This window comes from Nocardioides sp. (assembly GCF_025965415.1).
GTDB lineage: Bacteria > Actinomycetota > Actinomycetes > Propionibacteriales > Nocardioidaceae > Nocardioides.
In genome coordinates this window covers 1-17,367 of the sequence record NZ_JAOPWY010000081.1, presented here as the reverse complement: position 1 = coordinate 17,367, position 17,367 = coordinate 1, and the positions used below count along the sequence as shown (strand labels likewise).

The window sequence follows — 17,367 nt, the reverse complement described above, 5'->3', positions numbered from 1 at the left end:
GACGCGGTGGTGCGCGGCGTGCCGATCCTCACCGGCCTGATCCTGCTCGCCAACACCTACTGGATCATCCGGCTGCCCGACGTGGCGGCGAGGGGGAAGCCCGGGCACGCCGCCGACGACGCGGCCATCAAGCCGGCCGCGCTGAAGAACCGCGCGTTCCTCGCGCTGATGACCGGTGACGGCGTGCTTGGCACCAACCAGGTGCTGCTCGACCTTCGTCATCCAGCTGTGCCTCGTCGAGGAGACCGACGCACCGCGCGTGCTGCTCGCCTGGCTGTTCGGCACCGACACCGTGATGGCGGTCCTCCTCCAGGTGGCGGCCGCCCGCGGCGTCGACTCGGTGGCGCGGTCGTTGCCGGCGCCGAGCTGTTCCAGTCCGCCGGCCACTGGGGATTCATGTCCGAGCTCACCGACGCCGACCAGCGCGCGGCGTACCAGGGCGCCGCGCACATCGGCGGCCCCCTCGGCTCGGTGTGGGCGCCGGCGTTGCTCACCTTCCTCGCGATGGAGCACGGGTCGCTCGGCTGGCTGACGATCGCGGCCATCGTGGTTGTCTCGACCCTCACGATGGGGCCGTCCGCACGGGCCGCCGAGCGCTATCTCGCGCGGCACGGCTCGGCGGCCTGAGGGCACGGCGTACGTCGTAGGCTCGTCGGCATGAGTGCCTACTGGATCTGCATCTACAAGGCCGTCCACGACCCCGACAAGGTCGCGGCGTACGCCGAGCTGGCGGGGCCCGCCCTGCGCGGCGGCCGCGGTCGGTTCCTCGCCCGCGGGCTCCCGGAGGCCACCTTCGAGAAGGGCGAGGAGACGCGCACGGTCGTCATCGAGTTCGAGTCCGTCGAGCATGCCGTCGCCGCGCACGACAGCGAGGGGTACCAGGAGGCGCTGCGCGCCCTCGGCGACGGAGCCGAGCGCGACATGCGCATCGTGCCGGGCGCGTGAGGACGACGACATGAGCCAGGACTGGCGCGAGAAGGTCGCCCACCGGGTGCGGTCGCTCATCCTGGAGGCCGCTCCCGGCGTCGATGAGGAAGCCAAGTGGCGCAAGGCCACCAACCCCGACGGCGTCCCGACGTTCTCCCTCGATGGCCTGATCTGCACGCTCGAGACCTACAAGGACAAGGTGAAGGTGACCTTCGCCAGGGGCGCCTCGCTCGACGACCCGACCGGCCTCTTCAACGCCTCTCTCGACGCCGGCACGCGGCGCGCCATCGACGTCTTCGAGGGTGACGAGCTCGACGGCGATGCGTTCGTGGCACTGGTGCGCGAGGCGGTCGAGGCCAACCGGGCCTAGACCGTCCGTGCGATGGTGGGCTGATGGACCTCTTCCGGCTCGTCGTCACCGTCATGGTGACGATCGGCGTGGTCGTGGCCATCCTGCTGTTCGAGAAGCGCCGGGCGGACGACATCGCGCGTGACACGCGGCGTGACGCCCGAGACGAGGACGACGATTCCTCCTAGCGCTGGGCGGCGGTTCAGGTCGTGAGGTGAGGATGGTCCGGCCGGGCCAATTCACGCCATGGGCGTCGAGATGCTTGACCAACGCGTCGCCCGCACGTCCCGTCACAGCACAACCTGACACACCTCTAGCCCGGTCACCGAGTGGGTGTCGGGCTGTGGGGCGGTCAGGGTCGTCGGCGCTGGGCTGCGGGATCCGGTTCGGATCCGTGCCTGGGTCGGGGTGTGATGGGGTCGGTGAGGACCCGTGTCCCGGAGGGGAGTGTCCATTCGTAGGACCCGTCGGAGAGTCGGCGGTAGGAGAACGCGGCGAAGGTCTTGGCGCGGTGGTGCCTGCGGCACAACGGGGCGAGGTTGTCGGGGCTCGTCTGGCCCGGTGGACCACCCTCGTCGGGCGGGACGTAGGGGTCGATGTGGTCGAGGTCGCAGGACTCGGCCGCACGTCCGCACCCTGGATAGACGCAGGTGACGTCACGGAACCGGACCGCCTCGGCCATCCGGGCCGGCGGGTCGTGGGCGTCGACCGGGGCGATGGTCACGAGGTCGACGACCGGCTTGATCGTGACCTTGGCGGCAGTCAGGAGCCAGGATTGCAGTCGACCCATCAGGACCGGACCGAGTCTCGGCGACACCGCCACCCCGCCACTGCCCACGGGCATGGTGCTGTCGAGGAGGTCGCGGTCGGTGACGTGGAAGACCAGCACGACCTCACCAGAGCTCCGGTCGCGTCCCTCCTCCTGAGGCGCGGGGCGGCGGAACGGGTTGGCGGCGTCGTGGGCGATGTCTTCGGCCGCCACGACGGCGGGGTCGTGGTCGGCGTCCCGGTGGGTGGGGTCGACGGCGAGTAGGTCGAGGGCCTGCTGCGGGTCGGCGAGGATCCCGACCGCATGCGCACGGCGTATGTCCAGGCTCCCCGGGTGGCCCAGCGCTCCGATCTGGTCGGCCATGACCCCGACGGTGGAGTCGAACGCGACCAGGTCGGCCTCGTCGAGCACCAGCCACGCCTCCCCGGTGCCGGGGGCACCGGTGCCATAACGGCACTCGACCTTCCGCTGACCCATGGCCCGGTCGTGGTCCGCGACCGCACGGTCCGGGTCGGCGTACAACCGAGCCTCATGGATGAGGACACCGATGCGGTGGGGATTCAACCGACTCGGCTGCCACGAGAGGAGCCGGTCTGCATGCCGGGCCGCGGCCACGTCGAGGTCGCGTGAGGTCCGGGCTGCCTCACGCCCCAGGTGGGCCGGGACCCGCAGCTCACGCACCAGCACCCACGTCCGTGGGAGGCGGTGCGCCAGGTCGAGGACATCACCCACCAGAGACAGCGCTGCCTCGTGGGACACATTGAGTGCGGCGGCGAGCTCCATCACCGCGAACTCCGCCACCTCCGGTGTCCCCGCACCCGCGAGCGGGATCGCCCGCTGCCCGAACAACGACCACGGCGACCCCGGGACCACGATCGCGTCCGAACGCCACCCCGCCGCGTCGTCCTCATCGCCCGCGACATGGGCGTGTGCCCACGCCAACGCGGACTCCAACACCTCGACCTCGGCCCGCCGGCGAGCCGTCATCGCCGCCACCGCACGGTCCAGCACGCTGCGGTCCAGCACGGGCCGGGTGGTGACCCGGGCGCTGGGCGCTTCGGCGGTGGTGGGCATGGGACAAGTCTCCCAGACCGCACCGACACCCCGACCTGCAGGAAGAGATCTGTGGAAAACTGTTTTCGAAGAGGTGAGCGAAGCCGTAAGGGCTTTCGTGACGGTCGCTAGCGCGGCCTCCTCAACCCGCGAACCCGCTGCGCGACCTGCCCACCAGCGAACCCGCCACGTGACCTCGCCGACCATCCCCACGTGACCGGGCCCACCATTAATCGGGCGACGAGCGTCGGTGGCGCGGGAGAAGATGGGCGGCGATGCTCACCGCCCTGAAACGCTATGCCACGCCGCCGTCCGCCCTGGCCGGACGACTCTCCCTGCAGTCGCTCATCTTCGCCTCCGGCGACGGCACGTTCCTCGCCGGTTCGGCGGTGTTCTTCACCCTCGTGGTCGGGCTGTCGCTCGGTCAGGTCGGCATCGGTCTCACCATCGCTGCGATCGCGAGCTTCGTGGTGGCCGTCCCCATGGGCAAGCTGGTCGACCGCTTCGGCCCCAAGCGGATGTGGTCGCTCAGCGCTGTCGTGCAGGGCGCCCTGTTCTGCGTCTGGCCCTTCATCGACAGCTTCCCGGAGTACGTCGCCCTCGCGGTGGCCATGGAGGTCGCCGGCACCCTCGGCGGCACCGCCCACGGGGCCTACGTCATCGACGTCCTGCCCCCATCGGAGCGGGTCGAGTCCCGGGCCTACATGTACTCCGCACTCAACGTCGGCTTCAGCGTCGGCGCGTTCATCGGCGGAGGAGCGATCGCCTTCGGCACCGACGTGCTGCGGTGGGCGCCCGCGTTGAGCGCGGTGCTGTTCCTGGCCAACAGCGTGGCGATCCTCCGGCTGCCTGACGCCAGCCACGACGTCCGCACCAGCGAGCCGCGGGCGAAGCCGGAGGGCATCCCCGCCATCCGCAACCGCGCCTGGATCGCGGTGACCGCGTTCACGGGGGTGATGTGGACCAACCAGGTGCTGCTGCACACGGTCATCCCGGTGTGGCTGGTGACCGAGACCGACGCTCCCAAGGTGCTCGTTGCGATCCTCTTCGGCACCAACACGGTCATGTGCATCGTCCTGCCCCGGCTGGCGTCGCGCGGCATCCACGACATCAGCACGGCCCTGCGCGCCGTGCGGTTCTCGATGGTCTTCTTCGTGCTCACCTGCTTGATCACCCTCGCCACCCACGAGACCGTCGGCTGGCTGACGATCGTGCTGTTCTTCCTCGGCCACATCGTGCTCACCTGGGCCGAGCTCTTCCTCTCGGCGTCCGGCTGGACCCTCGAGGCCGAGCTGATGGACCCGCGGCGACGTGGCGACTACCAGGGTGTCTCGGAGCTCGGCGGCACCCTGGGCAGGTTCTGGGCACCGGCGGTCTACGGCTTCCTCGCGATGCAGTGGGGTGCCTTCGGCTGGCTCACCATCGCCGGCATCGTCGTCGCCGGAGGGGTGGGCCTCCACGCCGCGGCCCACGCTGCTCGTCGCTACCTCGAGCAGCACGTGCCGGCCGACGTCCTGGCCGACGCGCGCGCCGGCTCCCCGGACCCGGAGGACGAGGCGACGACCGGACCGCCCTCGATGCTGGGACCGGACTCACCACTGCCAGAATCCACCGGTGACCTCATCCGCTGACTGGCTCGCTGGCGCGCGCCCGCGCACCCTTCCCGCCGCCGTCGCCCCCGTGCTCGCCGGCACCGGTGTGGCGGCGTACGTCGACCAGGCGGTGTGGTGGAAGGCGCTGCTCGCCCTCGTCGTGAGCCTGGCCCTGCAGGTCGGCGTCAACTACGCCAACGACTACTCCGACGGCATCCGCGGGACCGACGCCGACCGGGTCGGCCCGATGCGACTCGTCGGCTCCGGGGCGGCGACCCCTCGCGCGGTGAAGACCGCGGCCTTCGCGGCGTTCGGCGTGGCCGCCCTCGCCGGGCTGGTCCTCGCGGCCACCACCGCGTGGTGGCTGGTCGCGGTCGGCGCGGTCTGCGTCGTGGCCGCCTGGTTCTACACCGGCGGCGACAAGCCCTACGGCTACCTCGGTCTGGGCGAGGTGATGGTGTTCGTCTTCTTCGGGCTCGTGGCGGTCATCGGTACGACGTACGTGCAGACCCGGACGTGGGAGTGGCCGGCCCTCTACGCCGGCGTCGGCATCGGTGCCCTCGCGTGCGCCATCCTCGTCGCCAACAACCTGCGTGACATCCCCACCGACACCGGGGCCGGCAAGCGCACGCTGGCCGTGCGGCTCGGCGACGAGCGCACCCGCTACCTCTACGCCTTCCTGATCCTCGCGGCCGCCGCCGCCGTCGTCGCGGTCGCCGCGGCCACGACGTGGTGGGCGCTGCTCGGCCTGGGCTTCCTGGCACGGGCCGCCGCACCGACGCGAGCGGTCCTGACCGGCGCCGCCGGACCGGCGCTGATCCCGGTGCTGGCCGGCACCGGTGCGTCCGAGCTGGTCTGGTCGGTGCTCGTCGCGCTGCCCCTCCTCGTCCTGGCCTGATTGCGGCGATTGCGGGCCTGCACCACCCCGGCGCCCGCCGCACGCACCTACGGCGACCGGATCGGCGGCATCGTCCTCCTGGCGCTCTTCGCCCCCGGCCTCGTCGCGCTGACGGCTGGATAATCCGTGGCCGCACCGTCCCGCGCTCACTAGCGTGGAGCGGGTGGACTACGACGTCGCGATCCTCGACCTCTCCGACGACTCGGACGAGGCCGTCGCGCGGCGTCGCGGCTGGATCGGCGCGGTGCTGCGCGGCTTCCGCGACCCGCGGCCCGACGACGAGCTGGTCACCCGCTGGGTGGACCACTACCGCACGGACCGGGTCATCTGTCGGGGCGCGTGGCTGCCGGAGGGCGAGTTCGGTGCCGGCCCGATGCCGGTGGCGACGTACGCCAGCCTCGACAAGACCCTCAACGCCGGCCACGAGCTGCTGCCGCTGCGGATGGTCACCGACGTCACCACCAGCGCCACGCACCGCCGCCGCGGCCTCCTCACGCGCCTCATCGAGGACGACCTGGCCGACGCCGTCGCCGCCGGCGTGCCCGTGGCCGCGCTCACCGCGTCGGAGGCCACGATCTACGGTCGCTGGGGCTTCGGGCCGGCCACATTCAACCAGACGATGGAGCTCGACGCGTCCCCCGGCTTCGCGCTGCGCTCCTTCACCGATCCCGGCAGGGTCGAGCTCCTCGAGCCCGCCGAGGCCTGGCCCCACGTGAAGCGCGTCTTCGACACCTTCCACACGCAGCAGCGCGGCTCGGTGGAGTGGCCCGCGCCGTACGAGGACATCCACACAGGCGCCTACGACTTCAACGACCGCAGCCCCAACGCCAAGATCCGTGCGGCGGTGCACCTCGGCGGCGACGGCTCGGTCGACGGCTTCGTCCTCTTCACCCCCGGCGAGAACGGCTCGACCAAGGTCGCGGAGATGGTCGCCCTCACCCCTGCCGCCCAGCTGGCCCTCTGGTCCTTCCTGGCCGACACGGACCATGTGAAGACGGTGACCTTCAACCTGGCCCACCCGACGACCCGCTCCTCTGGGCGCTGGCCGACCTCGGCCGGGTCAAGGTCACGGGCCTCACGCACTTCCTGTGGATCCGGGTCCTCGACGTCGAGCGCTCCCTCGCCGCCCGACCCTGGAGCGCCGACGACCACCTCGTCCTGGGCATCGACGACCCGCAGGGCCACGCGGCCGGGACCTTCGAGGTCGAGACCGCGGACGGGAGGGCCCGCGTGGCCCGCACCGACCGAGCCGCCGAGCTGGTGCTCACCGCGGAGACGCTGGGCGCGCTCTACCTCGGCGGGGTCACCGTGACCGCCCTCCACCGGGCCGGACGGATCGACGGCACGGACGACGCCGTACGCCGCTTCGCCGCGATGGCCGACCTCAGCGACCCGCCGTACTCCCTGACGGGGTTCTGAGCGTCAGGTCGGTGCCGAGGAGGCCGGCCAGCCGGTCGACCTCCGCCTCCAGCGCACCCCGCACGTCGCCCTCGACGACGCCGCTCACCTCCACCACCTCGCCGTCGAGTCGCCACGTGCCGGCGACCGCTCCGTCGACGACGACGGGGTTGGCGCCGCGCGTCATGGAGGTGCGGTGCTCCGAGGGGACCACCCAGGTGTCCTTGGTGCCCGGCCCCATGACCCAGTCGTCCTTGCCCGGCAGGAGCACGACGTGCGTCTGTGGACGCTGCGCCGCGAGCTCGTCCGCGTGCTCGGCCAGGTGCCACCGCTGCTCCCCGTCGACGACGACCTCGACCAGCCGGTCGGCGACCTCGTCGAACCAGCGCTCGATGCGGCCACGCCCGGCGCTCAGTCCCCCGCCGAGCCAGTGGTCCAGGTGGTCGGGCGAGGCGGGACCGTAGCCGCCGACGTAGTCGAGGACCGCGCGGTGCCCGGCCGTGTCGAGGCCCGGGATGCCGCCCCAGGCGGGAGCCTCGGCGGGGCTCTGGAGGGTCAACGGTCCGTCGAGGTCCGGACCGAGGGCGACGTCGCCCTGCCAGGCGAAGGGCTTGAGGAAGGTGTGGTTGGGCTCGGCGAACTCCTTCGCGAGGTGGGAGAAGCGCGCGCTCCCCGCGAGCTCGTCCGCCACGGCCTGCGGCGGCACCGGCCCCGCAGCCACCACCCCGCGCACGACCTCGCGCAGGTCCGGCCACTCATCGGCGGACAGGCGGTAGTGCTCGACCCAGCTCTTCAGGGCCCACTGCCGACCGGCCGCGCGCAGCGCCAGGTAGGCGCCGGCCGTCTCCGGGGCCATCAGCTGGACGGAGCCGCGGAAGGAGAAGGTGCGCATCAGGCGACCGTCGTGGAGGGCGCGCTGCACCTCGCCCGGGGCGCCGGGGGACGCCAGGCGGCGGCGTACGGCGAGGTCGGGGTCACTGCCGAAGATCGAGACGGCGGCCAGGGTGCGGACCACCTCGACCGCGCCGGCAGCCCCGTGGAGGAGGTGCTGGCGCCCCAGCCGCCAGGCGAGCGCCTGTCGTCGGGTCACCTCGAGCGTCGCCATGCCGAGCCCTCGGCTCAGTCCCGGTCCTCGCGTGCCTTCCGCTCCTCGAAGGCAGCCGTCGCCTTCGCGGCCCGCGTCTCCACGCGCCGGGCGAACTCCTCGCGCTGCCGGTTGAGGATGAAGTAGGACGCGACACCGGAGACCAGGAACGCCAGGACCACCGCCCAGAACAGGTTGTAGCGGCCGCCGAACGCCAGGGCCATGAGGCCGACGACGATGCCGAACGAGGCGAGGAACAGCACGATCCTCAGGACGGTGTAGACCACGAACTCCTTCACGGCAACCAGCCTAGGCGCGGGTGACTACATTGGAGGAATGCTGAAGGTCCTGCTGGTCGTCGCAGCGATCGCGCTCGTCGTGTGGGTGCTGGTCCGGCTGGCCCTGCGCCGCCTCGAGGGGGGCAGCGGCGGGACGTCACGTCCCCGGGTGATCGGCCCCGACGACGATCCCGACTTCCTGCGCGGCCTCGGCCGGCCCCGCAAGCCTGAGGACGACTGACCGCGTCTCCCCCGCACCCTCGGCGTAGGAGTGCTGGCTCGTCGTGCTGAAGAAGTTGATGCCGATGAAGTTGAACCACAGCGTCGCGACGCCGAGCAGCGCCAGCAGGGCCGCGTTGCGCCCGCGCCAGCCGGCCGTCGCGCGGGCGTGGAGGTAGGCGGCGTAGACCACCCAGGTGATGAAGGCCCACACCTCCTTGGGGTCCCAGTTCCAGTACGACGACCAGGCCTGGTGCGCCCAGATCGGCCCGGAGATGAGCACCCCGAAGGTCCACACCGGGAACCCGAAGGCGTGCATCCGGTAGGCGATGCGGTCCAGCTTGGCCAGCTCGGGGAGCCGGGCGAGGTAGCCCGTCTCCTTCGTCGACCGGGCCTTGAGGAGGTAGAGGGCGGAGGTGATCCCGCCGAGGGTGAACGCACCGGTCGCGATCACTGCCGACACGACGTGGATCACGAGCCAGTAGGACTCGAGCGCCTCCGTCAGCGGGGCGACGGGCTCGTAGAGCCAGAGCACGTCGGCGAGCAGCACGCAGAGGGTGAACCCGACGACGATCGGGCCGAGCCACGACAGCCGCCAACGGTGGGTGGTCGCGAGGAACAGGGCGACGACCACGAAGGTGCCGCTCAGCGTGAACTCGTACATGTTGCCCCAGGGCACCCGGTTGGGGTCCGCGGCCATGCCCCGCCCGAGGAGCGCCACGAAGTGTGCCAGCGCGCCGATCGCGACGAGCAGGACGCCGAGGCGTCCGGCCATCTCGGTGCGCTGCGCGACCCGCTCGTCCGGGATGTCGAGCACGTCGCCGCCACCCCCGGCGGCCACCGCCTGCTTCACCGGCACGTCACGCAGCGCGGCCCACTGGACGGCGTACGCCAGCAGCGCCAGGAAGTAGACCACCCCGGCAGCCGCCACGCCCTGGTTGCTCAGGGTCTCCCACTGTGCGTCGGTCACGTTGTCGCCTCTCGGTCCTCTCGCTGGTCCGTCTTCAGTGCAGCCACGATGTCAGCGAGCTCGTCGCGGCCGGTCTCCGGATCGCCACCGGACGAGCGGTCCAGTCGCGCCACCTCCACCAGTGTGCTGCCGTCGTCCTGACGGCGCGCCCGCACCCACAGCCGGCGGGGCCGCACGAACAGGGAGCCGAGCAGGCCCAGCAGGGCGGCGACCATTCCTCCCAGCGCGAGGAACTTGCCCGGGGTGCGGCTGATCTGGATCTTGTTCCAGCGCTGGAGGCCCTCGAAGGTCACGCTGCCGAGGCCGTCGGGCAGGGTGACCGTGTCGCCCGGGCGCAGGTCCATGCGGAACGGCTGGCCGTCGGCCTTGAGGAGCTGCTTCGCCTTCGACTTGTCGAGGACGTAGACAGAGGCGCTGGTGCCGTCGTCGAGGCCCACGTCGCCGGTGTAGACCTGCAGCGACACCAGCGGGTCGATCGCGTTGCCGAAGGCCGAGGACGGCATGGTCAGGTTGCCGTCGGCGTCCCTGCCCATGGCGAAGGTCGGGTAGAAGGTGCCCTCGAGGCCGAGCTGCGTGGGCTGGGCGTCGGCCGCCTTGACCACGCCGAAGGACTCGAAGGTCTGTGCGTTGGTCGGCAGGAACACCGTCGGCCCGGACTGCGCGATGTTGCCGTCGCCGTCACGAACGGTGATGACGGGCGCATAGCCGTGGCCGATGAGGAAGACGTCGGTGCCGCCGATGGAGAGCGGGTGGTTGACCTTGAGGTCGTACTGCTTCGTCTCCGCGCCCGGATCGGTCTGGTAGTCGAGGTGGGCGACGAACTTGCGCGCCATGCCCGCGCGCCGACCCTCGGTGAGCCACTCGACGTCGAAGTCGGTGATGCTGAAGGAGAACGGCTCCATCACGGCCGGGTCGAAGAGGCTGCCCGGGGCGAAGTCGTCGTACTGCGTGAGGTTGTTGGAGAAGCCGTAGTCCTTGCCGTTGTACATGATGACGCCGCCCTTGTAGCCGAACAGGCTGCCGATGGCGACACCGACCAGGACCACGATCACGGCCAGGTGGAAGAGCAGGTTGCCGGCCTCGCGCAGGTGGCCGCGCTCGGCCGCGACCGCGTCGGAGCCGCTCGTCCACTCGACGCGGAAGCGGCGACGCCGGATCACCGAGGCGGCGCGGGCCAGGACGACGTCCGGCTCCTCGTCGGTCGTGTATGACGTGCTCTCGGGCAGGCGCGAGAGGTGGCGGGGCGCCCGCGGGGGCTTGGCGCGCAGCGCGCGGGCGTAGACGAAGAGCCGCGGGACGATGCAGCCCACGAGCGAGATCATCAGCAGGATGTAGATCGCCGAGAACCACACCGAGCCGTAGACCGAGAACAGGTCGAGCCGGTCCCAGATCGGGGCCAGGCGGGGGTGGTTGTCACGCCACTGCGAGACCGCCAGCGAGTCGATGTCCTCCTGCGGGATCACCGAGCCCGGGATCGAGGCGAGGGCGAGCAGCAGCAGGAGCACGAGCGCCGTACGCATCGACGTCAGCTGGCGCCAGGCCCAGCGGGCGAGCTCGCGCGCGTTGAGGTCGCTGGGCAGGGAGGTGGCCTGCCGGTCGTCGGACGGCCGGGACAGCGGATCGGTCACAGCGGCACCGTGAATCCCTGGACGACCTGGAGCTGCAGCCACTGCACGATCCGGTCCCACCACCCGGTCACGAGCAGGAGGCCGACCACGATCATCATCGCCCCGCCGATCCGCATGACGAGGACCTGGTGGCGCCGGACGACCGCGAAGGCCTTGATCATCCGGCGATAGGCCACGGCCGCGGCGATGAACGGCAGCCCGAGCCCGAGCGCGAAGACCGCGGACAGGGCGGCTCCGCGGCCGGCGGTGGCCTCGTTGACCGACAGCACGTTGATCGCGGCCAGCGTCGGGCCCACGCACGGCGTCCAGCCGACCCCGAAGAGGAAGCCCAGCAGCGGCGCCGCGGCCAGCCCGACCGCCGGCACCTTGTGGATGCGCCAGTCGCGCTGGAGGAAGCCGATCCCGCCCATGAAGGCGACGCCCAGGATGATCGTGATGATCCCGAGCACGAGGTTGAGCTGGCGGGTGTGGGTGAAGAGCCAGGCGCCCGCCGCACCGGTGAGGCTGCCGAGCAGCACGAAGACCACCGAGAAGCCGAGCACGAACAGCACCGCTCCGGTGACCAGGCGGCTGCGCTTGGCGTCCTCGAGGTCGGCACCCGAGAGGCCCGTGGCGTACGACAGGTAGCCGGGCAGCAGCGGGATCACGCACGGGCTGAAGAAGGAGAGGACACCGGCGAGCAGCGCCACCGGCAGCGCGAGGACCAACGACCCCGACAGGGCCGTGTCCTGGAACCACTCACTCATCGAGGACCTTGTCGACGAGCGAGATCAGCGTCTGGGTGGTCGGGATGCGTCCCTGCACCGACGCCGCGACCCGACCGTCGGCGTCGAGCACGACCGTGCTCGGGATGGAGCGCGGGTTGAGCGTGCCGGCGAAGGCGAGCAGCGCCCGCCCGTCGGGCGAGTAGACGGACGGGTAGGGGACCTCGAAGTTGCGGACGAACGCCTGGCCCTTCTCCGCGGAGGCGTCACGGATGTTGAGCCCCACGAAGGTGACGGAGTCGCCCAGCTCGGCCGCGGCCTCGTTGAGGTCGGGCTGCTCGACCCGGCAGGGCGGGCACTCCGACCACCAGACGTTGACGACGACCGGCTTGCCGCGCATCGCGGCCAGGTCGACGTCGTTGCCGTCGAGGTCGGTGCCGGTCAGCTCGATGGGGGCCTCGCGGTCGACGGCGGCGACCTCGACCGGCACCCCCTCGCCGGAGATGTAGCCCTTGTCGCCAGTGCCGGACAGGCTCGAACAGCCCACGAGCGCGAGCAGGCAGGCGAGCACGACGATCGAGCGCACGGTCTTCAGGGCCGGTCCTCCCGGGGGGCCCCACCGGCCGAGAACGGGGCGGAGCGGTCGCCGACCGGGATCAGGTCGCCGGCCGGCTCCGAGTAGCGCACCTGCACCATCCGGTCGTCGTCGAAGACCACGCTCGTCAGCGAGCACAGGGTGCACTGGCGGGCCTTGGGGTGGTGGAGGTAGCTCCGCTTCTCGAGGAAGAGTCGCGTCGTCCAGATCGGCAGCTGGTGGGAGACGATGACCGCCTCGTGCCCCCGCGCCGCGTCGCGGGCGTCGTGGATCGCGGCGACCATCCGCCCGGCGATCTCGTCGTACGGCTCTCCCCAGGAGGGCTTGAGCGGGTTGTACATGTGGCGCAGCAGGCCGGGCCGCCGGAGGAAGGTCGCGGCGCCGCCGCTGAAGTTGATGCCCTCGAACTTGTTGCTGGACTCGATCACCCGCGGGTCGATCACCGGCGTCAGGCCGCGCACCGCCGCCAGCGGCGCACCGGTCTCCTGCGCCCGCTCGAGCGGGGAGCTCCGCATGTGCACGATGTCGCGGTCACCGATCGTCTCGGCGATCCGCCGGGCCATCGTGTGGCCGAGGTCGGACAGGTGGAACCCGTCGCGACGGCCGTAGAGCACGCCCTGGGGGTTGTGCACCTCGCCGTGCCGCAGCAGGTGGACGGTGGTCTGCTCACCCATGTCAGTGACCTCCTGCCGTGGCGGCCGCGAGCGCGGCCGCGGGGAGCGCGTCGATGATGGTGGAGACGGCGCGGTCGTCGTGGGCCGCCGAGACGAACCACGACTCGTACGCCGACGGGGGCAGGTAGACGCCCTGGTCGAGCATCGAGTGGAAGAAGGCGGCGTAGGCCGTCGTGTCCTGCTGGCTCGCCTCCGCGAAGTCGCGCACCGAGCCCTCGCGGAAGAACACCGAGAACATCGTGCCCGCGGCCTGCACCGTGTGCGGCACGGACGCCGCCTCCAGGGCCTCCGACACGGCGCGGCGGATCGTCAGCGCGGTGGTGTCGAGGTGGGCGTAGACCTCGGGCGTCGCGAGCCGCAGCGTGGCGAGGCCGGCGGTGGTGGCGACGGGGTTCCCGGACAGGGTGCCGGCCTGGTAGACCGACCCCTCCGGGGCGAGGTGGGCCATCAGGTCGGACCGGCCACCGAAGGCCGCGGCCGGGAAGCCGCCGCCCATGACCTTGCCGAAGGTCATCAGGTCGGGGGTCCAGCCCTCGATCGCGCCGTCGAGGCCCCAGCCGCCCTGCTCGGTCGCACGGAAGCCGGTCATCACCTCGTCGCTGATGAAGAGCGCGCCGTGGGCGCGGCAGGTCTCGGCGAGGAAGGCGTTGAAGCCGGGGGCCGGCGGGACGACGCCCATGTTGCCGGGCGAGGCCTCGGTGATGAGGCAGGCGATCCGCGGGCCGTGGGCGTCGAACGCCGCCTGCACGGCCGCGCGGTCGTTGTAGGGCAGGACCAGGGTCTCGGCGGCCGACGAGGCGGGCACGCCGCTGGTGCCGGGCACCGCCAGCGTCGCGACACCGGAACCGGCCTCGGCCAGCAGCGTGTCGACGTGGCCGTGGTAGCAGCCGGCGAACTTCACGACGAGGTCGCGGCCGGTCGCGCCGCGGGCCAGCCGGATGGCGGACATCGTCGCCTCGGTGCCGGACGACACGAAGCGGACCCGCTCGACGGGGGTGCGCGCCACGATCTCCTCGGCGAGCTCGACCTCGGGCTCCGTCGGCGTGCCGTACGACGTACCGCGGGCGACAGCACCGGCCACCGCGGCCTGCACGTCGGGGTGGGCGTGGCCGAGCAGCATCGGACCCCACGAGCAGATGAGGTCGACGTAGTCGTTGCCGTCGGCGTCGTGGAGCCAGGCGCCGGAGGCCGAGGTGATGAAGCGGGGCGTGCCGCCGACCGCCGTGAAGGCGCGGACGGGCGAGTTCACGCCTCCCGGGGTCACGGCGCGCGCGCGCTCGAAGAGCGCCTCGCTCGCCGCGGTCGTGGGGGCCATGGTCGCGGGGGTCACCCGGTCATTGTCACGTAGTCGCGCAAGCGAACCCCAGTCGGTGTGCGATCACGTCCGCGGATGTGCCTTGAGCCACAAGTGACCGGAGCGTAACTTGGGGTGACAATCGCTCGTTGGGAGGTGTGAGTGAGCCCCTAGGGGGCATCATGGCACCAGTGAGACACAGGGGAGATGCACGCATGTCGACATTTGGCCGGCTCCACCGAGCGACCGCGATCGTCCCCCTTGCCGTGCTCTCCGCGGCCTGGACCGCGAGCCTGGCCGGCGTCGGAGCGGGCTCCGCCAACGCGGACGCCGACGGCCCCGGCACCCTCCCCGACGGCACCGTGCTCCCCGCCGCGGCCATCGAGGCCCCGGCCAGCGTCGGCGACTCGGTCGGCCGCGCCGCCGCTCTCACCCCGGGCTCGGCCAGCAGCATCCCCCAGGCGGCCCTCGCCGCCTACCAGCGCGCCGAGGCGGTCATCAACAAGGCCGACGCCGGCTGCCGCATCCCGTGGGAGCTGATCGCCGCCATCGGCCGCGTCGAGTCCGACCACGGTCGCTTCGGGGGCAACTCCCTCGACGACCAGGGCGTGGCCCGCCCCGGCATCTACGGCATCGCCCTCAACGGCAAGAACGACACCCAGGACATCAGCGACACCGACGCCGGGCAGTACGACAACGACACCCGCCACGACCGTGCGGTCGGCCCGATGCAGTTCATCCCCTCGACCTGGGCGGTCGTCGGAGTGGACGGCGACAGCGACGGCACCCGCAACCCCCAGGACATCGACGACGCCGCGCTCGCCACTGCGGTCTACCTCTGCTCGGGTGACGACGACCTGTCGGCGGAGAAGGGCCAGCGCGCCTCGGTCTACCGCTACAACCACTCCAACGCCTACGTCGACCTCGTCCTGTCGATCATGCAGGCCTACATGGACGGCGACTTCAGCGCCGTGCCCACCTCGACGCTGACCTCCGGCGTGATGCTCCCCGAGCTGACCGGCTCGAACGACACCACCCCTGGCAACGGCGGCAAGGGAGGGAAGGGCGGCAAGGACGGAGACAAGGACGGCGACAAGGACCCCACGCCGACCGTGAAGCCGACCCCGACGCCCACCCAGACGCCCACCCCGACCACGACGCAGACGCCCACCCCGACACCCACGCCGACGCCGACACCTACGCCCACCCCGACCAAGACGCCGACGATCGTCCCGACGTCGGTCCCCACGCTCCCCACCACGCTGCCGCCGGTGCCGACCGCGACGATCAGCGAGACGCTGACGTTGGTCCAGGCGACCGCGCAGTGCGTGGCCCAGGGCGTGATCGACAACCCGCTCACGGCGACCAACGAGCTGCTCGACTGCGCGAACGCCCTGCTCGCACCCTGACCTGCCCGGTCACCCTCCGCCCTCGGCGGTGACCCAGCCACGTTCTCGACCGCGCGAAGGTGGCTCACGCACCGCTCGGTGACGAGGGTCAGCGGCGGAGCAGGCGGGCGGCCTCGGCCGCCCAGTAGGTCAGCGTCACGTCGGCGCCGGCGCGGCGGATCGAGGTGAGGGTCTCCATGATGGCGGCCTCGCGATCGATCCAGCCGCGGGCGGCGGCTGCCTCGACCATGGAGTACTCGCCGGAGATGTTGTAGGCCGCGACCGGGACGTCGACGGCGCCACGCACGCGGCGTACGACGTCGAGATAGCCCATGGCCGGCTTGACCATCACGATGTCGGCGCCCTGCTCCACGTCGAGCAGTGCCTCGCGGACGCCCTCGAGGCCGTTGGCGGGGTCCTGCTGGTAGGTGCGGCGGTCGCCCTCGAGCGAGGAGTCAACGGCCTCGCGGAAGGGGCCGAAGAAGGCGGAGGCGTACTTCGCGGAGTAGGCGATGATCGAGACGTGGCTGTGGCCGGCCGCGTCGAGCGCCTGGCGTACGACGGCCACCTGGCCGTCCATCATGCCGCTGGGGCCGACCATGTCGACGCCGGCTGCGGCCTGGGCGAGCGCCATCTGGGCGTACGCCGCCAGCGTCTGGTCGTTGTCGACCTCGCCGTCGGGCGTGAGCAGCCCGCAGTGGCCGTGGTCGGTGAACTCGTCGAGGCACAGGTCCGACATGACCGTGAGCTGGTCGCCCACCTCGGCCACCACGTCGGTGATCGCGAGGTTGAGGACACCTCCGGGGTCGATGCCTCCCGAGCCGGTCGCGTCCTTGTGCGCGGGGATGCCGAAGAGCATCACGCCACCCAGCCCGAGCTCGGCCGCCTCCGCGACCGCCCGCTTGAGGGAGTCGCGGGAGTGCTGCACGACGCCCGGCATCGAGGAGATCGGGCGCGGCTCGGACAGGTCCTCGCGGACGAAGACCGGCAGCACCAGGGAGCTGGGCACGACCGTGGTCTCCGCGACCATCCGCCGCAGTGCGGGGGTGCGCCGCAGCCGCCGCGGTCGGATGAGTGGCGTCTCCAGCTCCCGGTGCTCCTCGGTCATGACTACTTGGCCCGCGCCTTGCGACGACCCGAGGCGGTGCGCTCGCTCGGCCGGGTCACGGGCTCGCCGTTCTCCAGCATCGCGAGACGCCGCGTCGCACCGAAGTCGGCCAGCGCGTCGACGAGGACCTCGACGTCGGGCGTCGGGGACAGCACGTCGACCCGCAGGCCGTGCTCCTCGGCGGTCTTGGCCGTGGCCGGCCCGATGACGGCGATGATCGTCGAGGGGTGCGGCTTGCCGGCGATGCCGACCAGGTTGCGCACGGTCGAGGACGAGGTGAAGACGACCGCGTCGAACCGGCCCGACTTGATGGCGTCGCGCACCGGCGCCGGCGGCGGCGTGGCTCGCACCGTGCGGTAGGCGGTGACGTCGTCGCACTCCCAGCCGAGGTCGATCAGGCCAGCGACGAGGTTCTCCGTCGCGATGTCGGCGCGGGGCA

19 protein-coding genes and 1 pseudogene are annotated in these 17,367 nt (G+C 71.8%); 9 read left to right on the top strand and 11 right to left on the bottom strand.

The features are described from left to right. Positions 1–18 precede the first annotated feature (18 nt). From JWN97_RS08395 to JWN97_RS08380, 4 genes are read left to right on the top strand one after another with little or no spacing between them, the layout of a single operon-like run. Positions 19–627, top strand: coding sequence for a hypothetical protein (locus JWN97_RS08395; RefSeq protein WP_297621256.1), 609 nt, complete (start codon positions 19–21; stop codon positions 625–627). Between the two features lie 30 nt (positions 628–657). Further along, a complete protein-coding gene (locus JWN97_RS08390) occupies positions 658–945 on the top strand; it encodes a DUF1330 domain-containing protein (RefSeq protein ID WP_297621254.1) in 288 nt (95 codons plus the stop codon). A 10-nt stretch (positions 946–955) separates the two neighbouring features. Continuing rightward, positions 956–1,297: a DUF1801 domain-containing protein gene (locus JWN97_RS08385; RefSeq protein ID WP_297621252.1), complete on the top strand. Its 342-nt coding sequence runs from the start codon at positions 956–958 to the stop codon at positions 1,295–1,297. A gap of 23 nt (positions 1,298–1,320) precedes the next feature. Further along, positions 1,321–1,464, top strand: a complete 144-nt coding sequence (locus JWN97_RS08380; protein WP_297621250.1) for a hypothetical protein — start codon at positions 1,321–1,323, stop codon at positions 1,462–1,464. Positions 1,465–1,628: 164 nt separating this feature from the next. Here JWN97_RS08380 and JWN97_RS08375 read toward each other — a convergent pair whose 3' ends face one another. After that, complete coding sequence (locus JWN97_RS08375; protein WP_297621248.1) at positions 1,629–3,119, bottom strand: HNH endonuclease signature motif containing protein; 1,491 nt, start codon at positions 3,117–3,119, stop codon at positions 1,629–1,631. A gap of 254 nt (positions 3,120–3,373) precedes the next feature. Here JWN97_RS08375 and JWN97_RS08370 point away from each other — a divergent pair, with 254 nt between their 5' ends. The 4 genes and pseudogenes from JWN97_RS08370 (at position 3,374) to JWN97_RS08355 (ending at position 7,007) form a co-directional block, all read left to right on the top strand. After that, positions 3,374–4,729: an MFS transporter gene (locus JWN97_RS08370; protein ID WP_297621246.1), complete on the top strand. Its 1,356-nt coding sequence runs from the start codon at positions 3,374–3,376 to the stop codon at positions 4,727–4,729. Next, positions 4,713–5,588 carry a 1,4-dihydroxy-2-naphthoate polyprenyltransferase gene (locus JWN97_RS08365; RefSeq protein ID WP_297621244.1) on the top strand — a complete coding sequence of 292 codons (876 nt, stop codon included), beginning with the start codon at positions 4,713–4,715 and terminating at the stop codon, positions 5,586–5,588. The genes JWN97_RS08370 and JWN97_RS08365 overlap by 17 nt, the downstream gene beginning before the upstream one ends. A 154-nt stretch (positions 5,589–5,742) precedes the next feature. Continuing rightward, positions 5,743–6,588, top strand: a pseudogene (locus JWN97_RS08360) (GNAT family N-acetyltransferase); the annotation flags it as partial. After that, complete coding sequence (locus JWN97_RS08355; RefSeq protein ID WP_297621297.1) at positions 6,549–7,007, top strand: sterol carrier protein domain-containing protein; 459 nt, start codon at positions 6,549–6,551, stop codon at positions 7,005–7,007. The pseudogene JWN97_RS08360 and the gene JWN97_RS08355, both read left to right, overlap by 40 nt. Here the strand turns inward: JWN97_RS08355 and JWN97_RS08350 are convergent. The 8 genes from JWN97_RS08350 to hemL form a co-directional block, all read right to left on the bottom strand. After that, entirely contained in the window at positions 6,973–8,091 is a 1,119-nt protein-coding gene (locus tag JWN97_RS08350; protein ID WP_297621242.1) for a crosslink repair DNA glycosylase YcaQ family protein, read from the bottom strand. The genes JWN97_RS08355 and JWN97_RS08350 overlap by 35 nt on opposite strands. A gap of 14 nt (positions 8,092–8,105) precedes the next feature. Beyond that, on the bottom strand, positions 8,106–8,369 hold the full coding sequence (locus JWN97_RS08345) for a DUF4229 domain-containing protein (protein WP_297621240.1): 264 nt from the start codon (positions 8,367–8,369) through the stop codon (positions 8,106–8,108). A gap of 136 nt (positions 8,370–8,505) precedes the next feature. Then, entirely contained in the window at positions 8,506–9,537 is a 1,032-nt protein-coding gene (gene ccsB, locus JWN97_RS08340; RefSeq protein ID WP_297621238.1) for a c-type cytochrome biogenesis protein CcsB, read from the bottom strand. Then, positions 9,534–11,165, bottom strand: coding sequence for a cytochrome c biogenesis protein ResB (locus tag JWN97_RS08335; protein ID WP_297621236.1), 1,632 nt, complete (start codon positions 11,163–11,165; stop codon positions 9,534–9,536). Before JWN97_RS08335 ends, ccsB begins: the two co-directional genes overlap by 4 nt. Beyond that, on the bottom strand, positions 11,162–11,911 hold the full coding sequence (locus JWN97_RS08330) for a cytochrome c biogenesis protein CcdA (protein ID WP_297621234.1): 750 nt from the start codon (positions 11,909–11,911) through the stop codon (positions 11,162–11,164). The genes JWN97_RS08335 and JWN97_RS08330 overlap by 4 nt, the downstream gene beginning before the upstream one ends. Beyond that, positions 11,904–12,455: a TlpA disulfide reductase family protein gene (locus JWN97_RS08325; RefSeq protein ID WP_297621232.1), complete on the bottom strand. Its 552-nt coding sequence runs from the start codon at positions 12,453–12,455 to the stop codon at positions 11,904–11,906. The genes JWN97_RS08330 and JWN97_RS08325 overlap by 8 nt, the downstream gene beginning before the upstream one ends. Before the next feature lie 5 nt (positions 12,456–12,460). Next, positions 12,461–13,138, bottom strand: a complete 678-nt coding sequence (locus JWN97_RS08320; RefSeq protein ID WP_297621230.1) for a histidine phosphatase family protein — start codon at positions 13,136–13,138, stop codon at positions 12,461–12,463. Position 13,139: 1 nt separating this feature from the next. Further along, a complete protein-coding gene (gene hemL, locus JWN97_RS08315) occupies positions 13,140–14,453 on the bottom strand; it encodes a glutamate-1-semialdehyde 2,1-aminomutase (protein WP_297621295.1) in 1,314 nt (437 codons plus the stop codon). 194 nt (positions 14,454–14,647) lie between these two features. Between hemL and JWN97_RS08310 the strand changes: the two genes are divergently transcribed. Next, the gene (locus JWN97_RS08310; protein WP_297621228.1) at positions 14,648–15,841 is read left to right on the top strand and encodes a lytic murein transglycosylase; all 1,194 of its coding nucleotides are present in this window, start codon (positions 14,648–14,650) and stop codon (positions 15,839–15,841) included. Positions 15,842–15,929: 88 nt separating this feature from the next. Here the strand turns inward: JWN97_RS08310 and hemB are convergent, their stop codons facing one another. Further along, the gene (hemB, locus tag JWN97_RS08305) at positions 15,930–16,928 is read right to left on the bottom strand and encodes a porphobilinogen synthase (protein WP_297621226.1); all 999 of its coding nucleotides are present in this window, start codon (positions 16,926–16,928) and stop codon (positions 15,930–15,932) included. Positions 16,929–16,930: 2 nt separating this feature from the next. Further along, a partial coding sequence (locus JWN97_RS08300; protein ID WP_297621224.1) for a uroporphyrinogen-III synthase occupies positions 16,931–17,367 on the bottom strand: 437 nt, incomplete at its 5' end.